The organism is Actinophytocola sp. (assembly GCF_036002505.1).
Taxonomy (GTDB): Bacteria; Actinomycetota; Actinomycetes; order Mycobacteriales; family Pseudonocardiaceae; genus DASYTH01.
Map to the genome: position 1 here is coordinate 1 of NZ_DASYTH010000427.1, position 14,193 is coordinate 14,193.

Consider the following 14,193-nt stretch of genomic DNA (forward strand, 5'->3'; position numbering starts at 1 on the left):
AAGGCCCCCTTCATCGCCCGCCGACCGCCCATTACGGGAAGCTCACGACGTAGCTGATCTGGTTGGCGGTGTTCGCCACGGCGCCGGTGTCGTTGATGACCCGGTTGATCGTGCCGACCCCGCCCAGCGACACCGCCACCAGGTCGTGGAACCGGACGCCCGCGACGTTCGGCACCTCGAACCCGCGACTGGCCACAATGGACCGGTTGACGTTGAAGAAGCAGTAGGCGCCGACGCCCCAGGCCTCGTGCGTGGTCACCGAGTTGGCCACCTTGTACGCCGCCCAGCCGAGGTTGCCGCCACCGCTGCTCCAGGACGCCTGGTCCGGCGGGTCGTACGGCATCTCGTTCTGGAAGAAGTACGTCCGGCCGCCGTTGCCGTTCCAGAGCACGTTGTACTGCTGGTAGTGCTCGACGAACAGCCCGTACGCGATCACGTTGTTGCCGTTCACCACCACGCCGTTGGCCGCGGTGTTCACGGTCCACCCGACCCCGGCGCCATGATCAGCCCGCCACACCCACGTGTGATCCACGATCACGTCATTGCTGTTGATCCGCAGACTCACCGTGGCCTTCCCGGCACCGGCCCCACCGACCCGGAAGAACACGTCGTGCAGCGACGTCGGATTGGCAGCATGACTGGCTGACGACCCAGACGGTCCGACATCCATCAACACCGGGGAGTTGGTCGAACCGGCATCAACCAGCAACCCCGCGATCTTCACACCATCCACATCAGACACTGAGATGGCCGGAAGGCCTGTATCAGGGATCAGCGTCGCCAAACCCAACCCGAGCACCACCGTGTCCGGCCGGGTGACCCGGATGGTGTCGTTCAGGTGATACACACCGGGCGTGATCAGCAGGTGCTTCCCCTGGGAGAGCGCCGCGTTGATGGTCGCCACCGACGCACCCGGCCGCACCACGTAGAACTGCGACAGCGAGATCGGCGTCCCGGCCGGATTGCCGCCGGACCAGGAAGTACCGCGGGCATTCGTGCGCACGGCCGGCACGAACACGTTGTAGCTGCCGGTGCCGTCAAGATAGAGGAACGGCTTCTCGCGCACCTTCGGGGTGTTGTCCACGACGGTGTGCGACGGGTTGGGAAAGTGCTGGGCCGGGGAGCCGGGATCGCCGACGAACACCATGTTCCACACCGAGCCGTTCCAGCCCCCGTTGAGCTCGCTGTTCCGGGTCAGGAACTGCTGCTGCGAACCGGAAACGACCACACCGTCCATTCGGGAGTCGGCGATCAGGCCGCCGCTGGCCCAGCCGTCGCCGCCGTTCCAGAGCTGGATCTGCCCGGACAGGTGCATCCGCCGGTACGGCGCGGCCTGCGACACCGCCCAGCGCTCGATCTGCCCGGCCGGCAGGTGCACCGACAGGTTCTCCGCCGCCCGCCAGAAGTTCTGCGTGGCGTTGCCGAGGTTGTTGGGGTCGCTGCCCTGCTGCAGCCAGTCCGCCTCCACCCGCACGTGGCCGTTGATGTTCGTCCTGTCCGGCGACAGGCCGAGCCCGGCGACCTGAGTGTAGAACCGCAGGTCCACGTTGGCGGTGTAGGTGCCCGGCTGGAACAGCATCGCGTAGCGCTGCGTGCCGAACTGGTTGGTCCGCATCTGCGCGGCGATCGTGTTGATCCGGTTCTGGATGTCCGCGGTAGCAGTCGATGGCGTGAACACGAACGTGTTGGGCCCGAAGTCCGGATTGCGCGGGTCGGTCGGCGGCACCGTGCTCCCGCCGTCATCGGTGAGAACCGAGAACTCCCACAGCGAGTACCCCCACTGAGTGGCCCGCGCCGTGCCGTTCATGCGCACGAACCGGCCCGAGCCCGCGACGTCGAGCGTCTGGTTGCCGCCGGTGCCGGTGGTGGTCGAGAAGATCGTCGTCCACGGTCCGGTCGCGCTGCCGGACACCTGGATCTGAAAGGCTCTGGCAAACGCTGTCTCCCAGTTCAGGCCCACCCGGCAGATCTGCTGCGTGGAGCCGAGATCGACCTGAAGCCATTGCGGGTCGCTGAACGCGCTGGACCATCGGGTGCCGGCGTTGCCGTCGACCGCGGCGCTTGCCGGGGTCCCGGCATTCTCGGTGGACGACGCGGTGGCCGGCCGGTTCAGCGCCGCGTTGGTGGTGCCGCAAGCCAGGATCGCTGCGGTTGCGGGGGATTGGTTGAGCACGGCGACGGTGCCGAGCACGGTCACCGCGGACGCCGCAAGCGCGGCGAAACGGTGCGGTTTCATGAGCCTGCCTGTCGGACGCAGGGGAGCAGGGGTCTCGTAACCGGTTCCGGAACCGGTTACGGCCCATCTAACCCACCTGCGATCCGGCCGTCAAGCAGGCGCGGATTCCCTTACCACCAAGGAAGTCGGCACGATCAGCGGCTCGTCCGGGAGCGGCTCGCCGGCCAGGTGGTCGAGCAGCAGGGCGGCGGCCGCCTCACCCATCTCCCGGGACGGTTGCCGGACGGTGGTCAGCGCCGGCTGGGTGTGCGCGGCCACCGCGATGTCGTCGAACCCGACCACCGCGACGTCGTCCGGCACCCCGCGCCCGGCCGCGCGCAGCCCGTCCAACACCCCGACGGCCATCAGGTCGTTGTGCGCGAACACCGCGTCGAACGCCACGCCCGATTCGAGGATCTCCCGGATCGCCACGACGCCGGCGTCCCGGGTGAAATCCCCCTCGATCATGAGCCGGCCGTCGAACCGCACCGCCGCGTTGTCCAGCGTGGCGCGGAACCCGTCCACCCGCTGCCGCGTGCAGCCGAAGTGGCTCGGGCCGGTGATCATCGCCAGCTGACTTCGGCCCGTGGTCAGCAGGTGCGCCGCCGCGTCCGCGGCCCCCTCGTAGTTGCTCGTGGCGACCGACGGAAACTCCGGATGGTGCCCCCGGTCGTCGATCATGACCATGGGCAGCCCGTCCTCGTGCAGCTGGGTGATGTAGCTCAGCGTGTCCGGCGGCTCCACCAGCAGCAGCCCGTCGAACGCGTTGGCCGACACATGCCTCGAGAACTGCGTCAGCGAGTCCGCGCCCCGGTTCATCGTGTTCAGCAGCAATCCGTACCCGCGCGCCTCCAGCACGTCGGCCACGCCCTGCAGCACGTCCCCCATCCACGGCCAGGTCAGCCCCGGCACCAGCATCCCGACGGTCTGGGTGCGCCCCTTGGCCAACCCCACCGCCCGCGCGCTCGGCGTGTACCCCGTGGCCGCGATGACCTCGCGCACCCGGATCGCCGTCGCCGCGTCCACGTCCCCCTTGTTGTTGAGCACGCGCGACACCGTCGCCTTGCTCACCCGCGCCCGCCGGGCAACCTCGGCGATCGTGACCCGCATGGCGGCCATGCTAATGCCGAACCCGTCCACCAGCCCTCGGGTAGCGTGGTCGGGGAGAAGGAGCGTGCCATGATCCAGCTGATCCGGTCCAACGATCCGGTCCTGATGTCGTTCGCCGTGTCGGTGCTGCGCGACGCGGGGATCGAGCACACCCTGGCGGACGCGAACATCAGCGTGATCGACGGTTCGATCGGAGCCGTACAGAGCAGGATCCTTGTCGCCGAGTACCAGTACGACGAAGCCGTCCGCCTCCTTTCCGACGCAGGCGTGGCCGTTTAGCCACATCGCTGATTGACCGGCTTCTGCCCTGGACGGCGACCACTCGAGCGCTTTACAGTGTCATTCCCGCTGACGCGGACTAATTGATCACTGAATACTGGGGGAGGACCCATGTTCTCAGTAACATGGGGTCGGCGCGCGCCTTGGCGTCTGCCGGCCCTGGCATTGATCGCTATTTTTGCCGGAATTGTCGCACCCGGCACGGCACTGGCGCAGCCACCTGGCAATGATGATTTTGACGCCGCCGTCGTGATCGGCAGCCTGCCATTCCAGACGTCGATGTCGACGGATGAGGCCACCGCGGCCGCGGATGACCCGACGAGCTGTACCAACAACGCGTCGGTCTGGTTCAGCTTCACCCCGGACCAGGACTTGACCGTCGAGGCCGACACGTTCGGCAGCGGCTACGACACCGTGCTCTCGGCGTACACCGGAACGCGAGGGGCGCTCACCCTCGTGCCGGGCGCCTGCAACGACGACAGTTCCGGCCTGCAGTCGCGGATCGTGTTCGCGGCGACCGCGGGCACGACGTACCACTTCCTGATCGGTCAGTGCTGTGGCTCCGGTGGCACCGGCGGCGGCAGCCTGACGTTCTCGGTCGCCGCCGTGAACACCGCGGTGAACGACAATTTCGCGGACGCCGTCGCCATTCCCGGACTACCGTTCAGCCAAACGGTGGACACGACCGGGGCGACGCTGGAGCCCGGTGAGCCCGCGGGCTCCTGCGGCTCGGTCGCCGGTTCGTTGTGGTACTCGTTCACTCCGACCGAAACCGCGTCGGTCACGGCGCGGGCGACCGGCTCCAACATTCCGGTGGTGACCGTGTTCACCGGAAGTTCCCTGAGTACCCTCACCCAGGTCGCATGCTCGACGTTCTCCCCGCTGACCTTCCGAGCGGTGGCAGGTCAGGCCTACTACCTCCAACTCGGCGAGATCTTCAGCCCGGGCCTGGTTCGGCTGAGCCTCGACGTGGCGCCGGCCGTCGAGGCCCGGTTCGGCTTCTCCCCGCCCGACCCGTCGACGTTCGATTCGGTCAGCTTCTTCGATTTCTCGTTCGACCCCGGTGGGGCCTCGATCGTCACCCGGCAATGGCAGTTCGGCGACGGCACGTCGGGTACCGGGAGCTTCCCGGCCCACCGCTACGCCGTGGACGGCGACTACCAGGTCTCGCTCACCGTGACCACCGCCGACGGCCGGTCGGGATCGACGTCCCAGGTGCTTCAGGTTCGCACCCATGACGTGTCCGTCGACCGGTTCGCCGTGCCGAACAGCGCGCACGCCGGCCAGACCAAGCAGATCACTGTGGCGGTCCGGAACGTCCGGTACGACCAAAGCGTCCGGGTCGAGCTGTACAAGAGCTCCGCGAGCGGTTTCATACAGGTCGGCGCGCTTACCCAGTTCGTCGCGGCGCGGCCGAACCGGACCATCGAGTTCCCGTTCAACTACACGTTCACCAGTGACGACGCCACCCTCGGAAAGGTGACGTTCAAAGCGGTTGCCGTGATCACCGACGGCCGCGACGCCCTGCCCTCCGACAACGAGGTGATCAGCACCCCGACAACGGTGAACTGACCGCGCGGATTGTGGTGTTGGCGGTTGGGCGGCACTACCCTGACAAACTCGGGGGAACCGTGCCGACCGCCAAGACCGCGTCCCTCAAACGCGTGCCGGCCGTCCTCTCCGCACGAGGTCGATCAACCTGAGGAGCACGGTCTTGGCTACCACATCGAGCGAGATTCGCGTCCAATTTCGGGGTGAGGGCTCCGGCGTCGGCGAGTTGACGTGGGGACAGCTGCGAGTTTGGCGGACCTGCGAGCGCACCGGGCGAACCCTGAACCTGGTCATCGTGACGCCCGTGGAGCGGCCCGCCTCCGCCGAGGAGATGGCGTCGGCGCTGCGGTTTCTCGTCAGCCGTCATCCGGTATTCCGGACCCGGCTGCGCTTCGTCGACGGGCGCTCGGGCCCGCGGCACCCGTTGCAGGTCGTTTCCGAGTCGGGGGAGCTGCCGCTGCGGGTCCTCGACATCGACGGCGGCGACGACGCCGACGCGGTTGCCGAGGAGCTGCGGGCGAAGTGGCAGTACACGTGGTTCGACTACGAGCACGAGTTTCCGATTCGGATGGGCGTCGTTCGGCGGTCCGGAAACGTGACCCACACGGTCGTTTGCTACAGCCATGTGATGGTCGACGGCGCTGTGCTGGCAGCCCTGACCGGCGCCCTGCTGGAACCCGGCGTACAGGTGGCGCCGACCCCGAGCCCCCTGGAACTGGCGCGCGCCGAAGGCGGCCCGGTCGGGCGCCGCCAATCCGAGAGATCCCTGCGCTACTGGGCCGAACAGATCGAGCGACTCCCGGTGCGGGTTTCCGCCGGGCCCGTCGAACCGCGGGAGCCGCGTTTCTGGGAGCTCGTGCTGTATTCGCCGGCCATGGAGCTGGGTTTGCGCGCGATCGCGGCGCGCAGGCAGGTCCTGAGCCCGTTCGTGCTGCTCGCCGCCTATGCGGTGGCGGTGGCGCGGGTGATGGGCAACAACCCCGCCGTCGCCCTGCCGATCGTGAACAACCGGTTCCGCCCCGGTCTCACCGGCATGGTCAGCCAGCTCTCGCAGCCGGGAATCATCGTGGTCGACGTCGCGGACGCCACCTTCGACCAGGTCGTGGACCGGACCTGGAAGGCCGCGATGCGCGCGTCATGGTGCGGCTATTACGACCCGGTGGACTGCGACCGGCTGTTCGACGACATCGCCGCCCGCCGGGGCGAGCCGCTCGACATCTGGTGGAACTACAACGACCGGCGCGGCATGTTCGGAACGGACGACGGGACGTTGCCGAGCAGCGAGGCGGAGCTGCTGGCGGTGATGACCGAGGCGTTGCCCCGCACCGAGATGTACTGGGACGGCAAGGCGGATGTGGCCGACGGCGTGCTGTTCGTCGAGGCCGCCTCCCGCGCCATCTGGCCCCTGCCGGAGTTGCCGGACGGCAAGGTCCGGGATACCCGGTTGCCGTTCGTCTACCTCCGGATCACCTGCGACACGCACCGCTTCGCGCCGTCCCAGATCGAGGCGTTCGCGCGCGAAATGGAGGCGGTCGTGGTGGCCGCGGCCCTCGACACGGCGATGGCGACCGGAATCAGGCGGCCGCCCATCGCCGTCTGAGTTGGTTACGGATAGTCGGCGACGAACACCGGCTGGCCGATTCTGGTGGTGTCGGCGGGATCGCCGAGGCCGTTGACGACGTGGTCAATGGTTCCGGCGCTGAGGTTGACGGTCATGACGTGATGCAGCCGCACCCCCGGGGCCGCCGGGACCTCGAATCCGTTCTCGGTGTGGATGCTGGGATCGTTGCGGTTGAACACGTAGACGCCGGCGCCGTGCAGGGTGTGGGTGCGCACGCGGTCGCCGACCTTGTAGCCGGCGAAGCCCTCGACGGCGCCGTTCATCCAGTCGGCCTGCGTGGGCGGGTCGTACGGCAGCTCGTTCTGGTACAGGATCGTGGTGCCGTCCTCGCCGTTCCAGACCGTGTTGTACCGCTGGAAGTGCTCGACGAACAGGCCCGTCGCGGTCACGTGGTCGCCGTTGATCACGACACCGAACCGCCCGGTGTTCGTGTTCCAGCGTTCGGTGTCGGTGAGGCCATCGACCCCATGATCGGCGCGCCACACCCAGGTGTGGTCGATGAGCACGTTGTCGCTGTTGATTTCCAGCGCCGTCCCAGTTTTGCCGACATGCGGACCACCCACCCGGAAGTACACATCGGAAAGTGTGATCGGGTTGCGGGCCGAGCCCTGGCCGTGCTTCCTGCCGACCCGGAGCAGCACCGGCGACTCCCGCAGCCCGGCGTCAACGGTGACGCCCGCGATGATCACGCCGGGCGAGTCGGCGACATCGAGCGGCGTGGCGCCGTTGACGGCCGTGAGCGTGGGATGGCCCAACCCGAGAACCACGGTGTCCGGCCGCTTGACCTCGATGCTCCGGGCGATGTCATACACGCCAGGGGTGAGCAGCAGGTTCCGGCCGCGGGCGAGCTGGTTGTTGATGGTGTGCACCGAGTCCGCCGGGGTCGCCACGAAGAAGTCGGAGATCGGCACCGTGCGCCCCGGGGTCACGCCGTTCGCCCAGGAGATGCCGCGGGTGCCGGTCCGGGCGGCGGGCACGCGAACGTTCAGTTTTCCTTGCGCGTCAACGAAAAGGTACGGCTTCTCGCGGCTCACCGGAGTGGTGTCGAGGGTCGTGTACGGCGGGTTCGGGAAGGCCGCGTCGTCCGGCGCGCCCGCCACGCCCGCGAAGACCTGGTTCCACACCCCGTTGGACCAGCCACCGACCTCGCTGTTGCGGATCAGCCACTGCTGCTGCGACCCGTTGATGGTGAACGGCAACCTCGAGTCGGCGATGAACCCACCGCTGGCAAACTGCGGCCCGGCTGTGCAGTAGTCCATCAAGGAGAGGTTCCCGCCACTGATGTTGAGCCGCCGCATCGACACGGCCTGCGAGACCGCCCAGAAGTTCGCCGAGGCACGGCAGCCGTCCTGACCGGCGGCGTTGATGTTGATCGTCAGGTTCGCCAGCGTCCGCCAGAAGTTGACCAGCGCCAAGCAGTTGCTCGTCCCGCCGTTCTCCAGGCACCGGTTGTACACCTCCACCTTGCCGTTGATCACGACATCGGTGGGCGCGGCACCCAGCCCGGCGACCTCGGTGTAGTACCCCACTTTGATCTGCAGCGGATGCTCGGCGCTACCGTACGTCCCCGGCTTGAAGAGGAACGCGCGCCGCTCGGTCCCCATCTCGTTGTCCACCTGCGCGGCATGCGTCGCGTCAAGGGTCGCCTGGATGTCGGCGACCGGCATACCCGGATCAAAGATCGTCACGTTGCCGCCGAGTTCCAGTCCGCCGTGCGTGGCCGGATCGGCGGTGGCTGGTGCGGCAGTCGCCGCGGTGAGAGCGAGGGTGAGCACGAACGCTCGCCTGAGTGTGCGAGCGCTCTCACGAGCTGGATGACGCACGATCATCGTTGACCTGCCTGTTAGCCGGAGTGGGAGAGCGCTCTCTTTCTACCGCGCAGATCGCCCGCGCACCATGCTCAGGCATCGGGCGCGGCGACGGAGTCACGAATCCGTACCGGCATGGGAACCCGGTGCGTCTCGCCTTCCTGGCCGGTTTTCTCGCGGTCTCGGTCGATCTCGGCGAGGAGCACCTCGACGGCCTTGCGGCCGAGTTCGTAGTGCGGGAGTGCGACGGTGGTGAGCTTGGGTCGGATCCAGGTGGCGACCGGGTGGTCGTCGAAGGAGACGACGGAGACGTCCGCGGGTATCTTGAGCCCGAAGTCGTCGAGGGCCTGGTAGGCGCCGACGGCAAGCCGGTCGTTGAGGCAGATCAGTGCACGTGGGCGCGCGCGTTCCAGGAGTTCGCGGGTCGCCTCGTACCCGTACTCCGGTTGCCAGTCGGGGCATACCCGGCCGCCGGCGATCCTGACCCCTGCCTGGCCGAGGGCGTCACGGATGCCGGTGAGCCGTTCCACCCCGGCGAGGGCTTCCGGGGGCACGTCGCGGACTCGGGGGCCGGCGCCGATGAGGTGGATGCCGTCGCGGTGGCCGGCGTCGAGCAGCACACCCGCGGCGGCGCGGCCGGCCTCGACCTCGTCCGGCACGACCGAGGAGAGTGCGGACGCCCGCTTCGGCACGGCGTTGAGCAGCACGGCGGGGCCGGCCGTCAGTGCCGCCGGCACCTTGACGGCCCGGGTGAACATCGAGGCGAAGATGATGCCGTCGACCTGGCGGTCGGACATGGCCTGCAGCAGGCCGCGTTCGAGATCCGCCTCGCCCTCGGTCTCACCGATGAACAGCATCATTCCCCGCTCGCGTGCCGCCTCGAGCGCTCCTTTGATCATGTCGCCGGCAAGCCGGGACGTGGCGACGGTGTCCGAGACGAACCCGATCGTGCGGGTCGTGCCCGTGCGCAGGCTGCGGGACACGATGTTCGGCCGGTACTCCAGTTCCTTCGCCGCCTCGACGACCCGACGCTCGACGCTCTCCGAGATCCGGAGTTCCCGGCCCCGTCCCGCCAGCACGAGCGACGCCGTGGTGCGCGAGACGCCGGCGTGCTCGGCGACCTCGGCCAGCGTGACCCTTCGTGGGCTCAACGGGACCCTCCGGTCTCCCGTGGCGGCTTGACACCGATTGACGCGGAGCGTAACACTTGCCGCCTGCTAACCCGGTTTAGCAACAACCGAGGAGGCGCAATGCCGCGTCATGACAGGCACCGCAGGATCGCGATCGGACTCGTCACGCTCGCGGCGACGCTGCCCGTCGCCTGCGGCGGGCCGGGCAGTGGCAGTCCACAGTCGACGGACACGGGGACGACGCTCACCGAGCGGCCGACCTGTGGCAAGGAAGCCGTCACGATGAGCGGGTACTTCGAGACCGGGTTCCCGATGCCGAAGGCGCTCACCGATGAGTTCTCCAAGCAGTTCCCGAACGTCAAGTGGGACATCCGGGAGGACCAGTTCGCGGTGATCACGCAGAACGCGCCGCGGGTGCTCGCGGACGACCCGCCGGACCTGATGCGGCTCCCGCAGGTCTCCGAGCTGGTGAAGGACAACCTGCTGAAGAACCTCGACGGGTACGCCAAGGTGTTCGGCTGGAACTCCTGGCCGGCCTCGCAATTGGCGCAGCTGCGCATGAAGCCCGGCGGCGGCCCGCGCGGCGAGGGCTCACTGTTCGCCATGGGCCTGAACTTCAGCGTAACCGGCGTCTTCTACAACAAGACGCTCGCCGAGCGGATCGGAATGAGTAAACCGCCGGCCACGCTCGCCGAGTTCGACGATCTGCTCACGAAGGCCAGGCAGGCGAACATCACGCCGATCGTGCAGTTCAACGGCGGCGCGACCGGCGGGTTCGCGTTCCCGCTGCAGAACCTGATGGCGGCGTACGGCGAACCGGGGCCCATCAACAACTGGATCTTCCAGAAGCCCGGCGCCACGATCGACCTGGCGTCGAACCAGAAGGCGGCACAGCACCTCGCCGGCTGGATCAAGGCGGGTTACTTCGACCGCGACGCCAACGCCATGGACTACGCGAAGATGATGAGCAAGTTCCAGGCCGGCGACGGCCTGTTCATGTTCAACGGTGACTGGGAATCCGGGAGTCTCGACAAGCAGATGCCCGGCAAGGTCGGCTTCTTCCCGTTCCCGCCCGGGACGACGGGCGGCGCGGCCGCTGCGATGTCGGCGCCGCTCACGTTCGGGATGGCCGCAAACGCGAAGCACGCCGACTGCGCCGCGTTCTTCCTCGACTGGGTCGCGACCAACCCGGTCGCCAGGCGGATCGCCGTCGACGTGGGCGGCTCGCACCCGATGGGACCGGCCGACGGGCCGATGCCTCAGGTCGCACCGGGCACGGTCACCGCGGAGACGCTCACGGCGGGTGCGAAGATCTCGCAGGACAACGGGGCGATGGACTTCATCGCCAATGCCACCGGGGCGATCTACGCCAAGAGTTGGACCCCGCAGCTGCAGAAGCTGTTCGCGGGCGAGCAGACCCCGGAGGGGCTGCTGAAATCGGTGCAGAGCGATTACCAGGGCCAGGTCGGGCGCTGAGGTGGCGACGCTGGTCGCCGATCGTGCCGAGGTGGCGCCGAGGGCCGCGAAGGCCACCAGCCGGGCGCGGCGGTACGGCCAGGGCTGGATCGCCTGGCTGTTCGCCGCCCCGGCGGTGGCGTTCTACACGCTGTTCGTCCTGGTGCCGATGGTTCGGACCGTGCAGTACTCGTTCTACGAGTGGGACGGCATCGGCCCGTCCCCGTGGGTCGGATTGGACAACTACGTGCGGGTGTTCACCGATCCCGAGCTGTCCGGCACGATCGTCAACGCGTTCGAGCTGATCGTGTTCTTCAGCGGGATCCCGGTGCTGCTCGGCCTGGCCATCGCGGCCACCATCCGGCGCATCGCCACCAGCCGGCTCGCGGTCGTCGCCCGGACGGTGCTGTTCGTCCCCCAGGTGATCCCGCTCGTCGCCGCCGGCATCGCGTGGAGCTGGCTGCTCTCCTCGACCGGCCTGGTCAACCAGCTGCTGTCCGCCATCGGTCTCGAGGGTGTGACGCGTGCGTGGCTGGGTGACTTCGCCACCGCGCTGCCGGCGGTCGGGGTGATCGGCGCCTGGGTGCTGCTGGGCCTGTGCACGCTGCTGCTCCTGGCCGGCCTGAGCAAGATCGACCCGGCGCTGTACGAGGCGGCGCGGCTCGACGGCGCCGGGCCGATGCGTGAGTTCTTCTCGATCACCGTGCCGAGCCTGCGGCAGGAGATCGGCGTCTGCGTCACCGTGACGGTCATCGCCGCGCTGGCCAGCTTCGACATCGTCTACATCGCCACGCAGGGCGGCCCGGGCAACACGACGATGGTCCCGGGCCTGGAGATCTACTACCAGGCCTTCGTCGAGCGACAGGTGGGTGTGGCTTCGGCGCTCGCGGTGGTGCTCGTGGTCCTGGTGCTCGTGTGTGTTCTCCCTGTCCAGCGGCTCACCCGGGAAGAGTCGTGATCGTCGGGTGGCGCGAGGCGTGGATCGGCCGGCTGCTGCTCGTGCTGCTGATGGCGGCGACGGTGGTGCCGTTCGTCAGTCTGTTCGTCACGGCACTGCATCCCTCCGGCACCTACCCGGCCGGCCTGGACTGGCCGCGCGAGCCGCGGTGGAGCAACTTCACGAGCGCCTTCGAGGCCGCGCACATGGGGGAACTGCTCGCCTCGAGCGCGCTCATCGTGGTCGGCGTGGTGCCGGTCTCGTTGCTGCTGGCGACGATGGCCGGCTTCGCCATCGGCCACCTGAAGATGGTGGGACGCCGCCCGGTGTTCCTGCTGTTCGTGCTCGGTCTCACGCTGCCGTTCGAGGGCATCGTCACCCCGCTGTACTACCAGATCCGGGACATGGGCCTGCTCAACACCAGGTGGGCGATCATCCTGCCGCTCATCGGGTTGTTCATGCCCTTCGGGGTCTTCTGGATGCGGGCCCATTTCGTCAACATGCCCGACGACATCTCCGAGGCCGCCCAGATCGACGGCGCCAACATCTGGCAGCAGTTCTGGCGCGTCCACGTGCCACTGGCCATGCCGGCGATCTCGTCCCTGGCGATCCTGCTGTTCCTGTGGACCTGGAACCAGTTCCTCCTCGCGATCGTCCTGGTCGACGACCCGGCGAAGCGGACCATGGCCGGCGCGCTGGGCGCCTTCCAGGGCCAGTGGGGAACCGACATACCCCTCCTGTGCGCCGGCTCCCTGCTGGTCCTGGCACCCACCCTGATCGTTTTCCTGATCTTCCAGCGCCGCTTCGTCTCCGCCCTGCTGCAGGGCTCGCTGAAAGGCTGATCCACTGACCGACATCAGAACCACCCGATGGACCCGCCGCCACCTCGACCGGCTCATCGAGAACCCCGCGACCACCGCACCGGCCATCGGCCCGACGGTGCGCGTGCTGCCCCACCACGACGTCTGGGACACGTGGCCGGTGCAGGAGGAGGACGGCTCGACTGCGGTCATTGGTGGTGCCGAACTGTGGATGGCACTGTCCGCGCCCGCCGTCGGCCACCCCGAGGAACGCCACGACCACGCCCGCATCCGGCTGCTCGCCCGCACCGCCGACCGGTGGCGCGACCTCGGCCACGCATTCGCCGACGGCGCGTCGCCCGGCAGCCGCGAATGGTCCGGATCGGCGGTCCGCCGGCCAGACGGCACGGTGTCGGTCTTCTACACCGCGACCGGTGTGCGGGGTGAGGCCCGCCCGACGTTCCACCAGCGGGTCGTCGAGGCACGGCCGAGGCCGCGCGTGTTCGACGGAGTCGTCCAGCTCGACCGGGACGTCGAGCACCGGGTGGTTCTGCGCGCGGACAGCCAGTACCTGCCCGCGGACGAGGTGGTCGGAGGCCCGGGCCGCATCAAGGCCTTCCGTGATCCCAGCTGGTTCCGTGACCCGGCCGACGGACGCGAGTACCTCCTCGTCGCCGCCTCCGTCCCGTGGCACGACCGCTTCATGGGCGCCATCGCCCTCGCCAGGGCAACCAAGGACGGATGGGCACTCCTCCCGCCCCTCGTAGTCGCGGACGGCATCAACCACGAGCTCGAACGACCGCACGTCATCGTCCACCAGTCGCGGTACTACCTGTTCTTCTGCACCAACCGCCACGTGTTCCACCCGGCGGACAGCGCACCCACCGGGCTCTACGGCTTCGTCGCACCGGCGCTGGCCGGACCCTACGAGCCGCTCAACGGTTCCGGCCTGGTGATCCAGAACCCGCCTGCCCGGCCCGACCAGGCCTACGCCTGGCTCCTGCTCCCCAATCTGCGAGTCGAAAGCTTCGTCAACTACCCGTTCACCGGCGGCTCCGGTCCCCAACACATCGCCCCTGAGGCGGCACGAACTCGTTTCGGAGGGACGGCTGCTCCCACTCTGGACCTCGTTCTGTACGAAGCCGGTACCGCTCTGGCCCACACGTACGACCACCGGCACGTGGGGTAGGGCCGTTCGATTGACGATCGCAGCCGACACCATGATCTGTGAAGATCGACTGGTGGTCGTGTCACCGGCGCCTTCTGGTTGGTAGGGCTGGGCGCTTT

General features: G+C 68.3%; 11 protein-coding genes. 7 read left to right on the top strand and 4 right to left on the bottom strand.

All coding sequences use genetic code 11. The annotated features are described in order from the left end of the window. Positions 1-31 precede the first annotated feature (31 nt). Positions 32-2,236, bottom strand: coding sequence for a discoidin domain-containing protein (locus tag VGR06_RS37730; protein WP_327564014.1), 2,205 nt, complete (start codon positions 2,234-2,236; stop codon positions 32-34). A gap of 90 nt (positions 2,237-2,326) precedes the next feature. Further along, positions 2,327-3,325 carry a LacI family DNA-binding transcriptional regulator gene (locus VGR06_RS37735; RefSeq protein WP_327564015.1) on the bottom strand — a complete coding sequence of 333 codons (999 nt, stop codon included), beginning with the start codon at positions 3,323-3,325 and terminating at the stop codon, positions 2,327-2,329. 69 nt (positions 3,326-3,394) lie between these two features. Between VGR06_RS37735 and VGR06_RS37740 the strand changes: the two genes are divergently transcribed. The 3 genes from VGR06_RS37740 (at position 3,395) to VGR06_RS37750 (ending at position 6,755) form a co-directional block, all read left to right on the top strand. Next, positions 3,395-3,604, top strand: coding sequence for a DUF2007 domain-containing protein (locus tag VGR06_RS37740; protein WP_327564016.1), 210 nt, complete (start codon positions 3,395-3,397; stop codon positions 3,602-3,604). A gap of 279 nt (positions 3,605-3,883) precedes the next feature. Beyond that, positions 3,884-5,176 (top strand): PKD domain-containing protein, encoded by a 1,293-nt coding sequence (locus VGR06_RS37745; protein WP_327564017.1) that lies wholly within the window; start codon positions 3,884-3,886, stop codon positions 5,174-5,176. A gap of 142 nt (positions 5,177-5,318) precedes the next feature. Further along, a complete protein-coding gene (locus tag VGR06_RS37750) occupies positions 5,319-6,755 on the top strand; it encodes a condensation domain-containing protein (protein WP_327564018.1) in 1,437 nt (478 codons plus the stop codon). 5 nt (positions 6,756-6,760) lie between these two features. Here the strand turns inward: VGR06_RS37750 and VGR06_RS37755 are convergent, their stop codons facing one another. Together VGR06_RS37755 and VGR06_RS37760 are read right to left on the bottom strand one after the other, a co-directional pair. Beyond that, positions 6,761-8,551 carry a hypothetical protein gene (locus VGR06_RS37755; RefSeq protein WP_327564019.1) on the bottom strand — a complete coding sequence of 597 codons (1,791 nt, stop codon included), beginning with the start codon at positions 8,549-8,551 and terminating at the stop codon, positions 6,761-6,763. A 125-nt stretch (positions 8,552-8,676) separates the two neighbouring features. Continuing rightward, complete coding sequence (locus VGR06_RS37760; protein ID WP_327564020.1) at positions 8,677-9,735, bottom strand: LacI family DNA-binding transcriptional regulator; 1,059 nt, start codon at positions 9,733-9,735, stop codon at positions 8,677-8,679. A gap of 99 nt (positions 9,736-9,834) precedes the next feature. Between VGR06_RS37760 and VGR06_RS37765 the strand changes: the two genes are divergently transcribed. The 4 genes from VGR06_RS37765 to VGR06_RS37780 are packed head-to-tail and all read left to right on the top strand — an operon-like array spanning position 9,835 to position 14,095. Next, positions 9,835-11,190, top strand: a complete 1,356-nt coding sequence (locus VGR06_RS37765; RefSeq protein WP_327564021.1) for a hypothetical protein — start codon at positions 9,835-9,837, stop codon at positions 11,188-11,190. A gap of 1 nt (position 11,191) precedes the next feature. Beyond that, positions 11,192-12,127: a sugar ABC transporter permease gene (locus VGR06_RS37770; RefSeq protein ID WP_327564022.1), complete on the top strand. Its 936-nt coding sequence runs from the start codon at positions 11,192-11,194 to the stop codon at positions 12,125-12,127. Further along, the gene (locus VGR06_RS37775; RefSeq protein WP_327564023.1) at positions 12,124-12,948 is read left to right on the top strand and encodes a carbohydrate ABC transporter permease; all 825 of its coding nucleotides are present in this window, start codon (positions 12,124-12,126) and stop codon (positions 12,946-12,948) included. The genes VGR06_RS37770 and VGR06_RS37775 overlap by 4 nt, the downstream gene beginning before the upstream one ends. Before the next feature lie 55 nt (positions 12,949-13,003). Continuing rightward, positions 13,004-14,095, top strand: coding sequence for a glycoside hydrolase family 68 protein (locus tag VGR06_RS37780; RefSeq protein ID WP_327564024.1), 1,092 nt, complete (start codon positions 13,004-13,006; stop codon positions 14,093-14,095). Positions 14,096-14,193: the final 98 nt, after the last annotated feature.

What these genes read in the sequence shown, in the direction of transcription:
- VGR06_RS37745 (WP_327564017.1), top strand. Translation starts at nt 3,884, where the DNA reads ATGTCGACGGATGAGGCCACCGCGGCCGCGGATGACCCGACGAGCTGT.
- VGR06_RS37730 (WP_327564014.1), bottom strand. Translation starts at nt 2,236, where the DNA reads ATGAAACCGCACCGTTTCGCCGCGCTTGCGGCGTCCGCGGTGACCGTG.
- VGR06_RS37765 (WP_327564021.1), top strand. Translation starts at nt 9,835, where the DNA reads ATGCCGCGTCATGACAGGCACCGCAGGATCGCGATCGGACTCGTCACG.
- VGR06_RS37735 (WP_327564015.1), bottom strand. Translation starts at nt 3,325, where the DNA reads ATGCGGGTCACGATCGCCGAGGTTGCCCGGCGGGCGCGGGTGAGCAAG.
- VGR06_RS37740 (WP_327564016.1), top strand. Translation starts at nt 3,395, where the DNA reads ATGATCCAGCTGATCCGGTCCAACGATCCGGTCCTGATGTCGTTCGCC.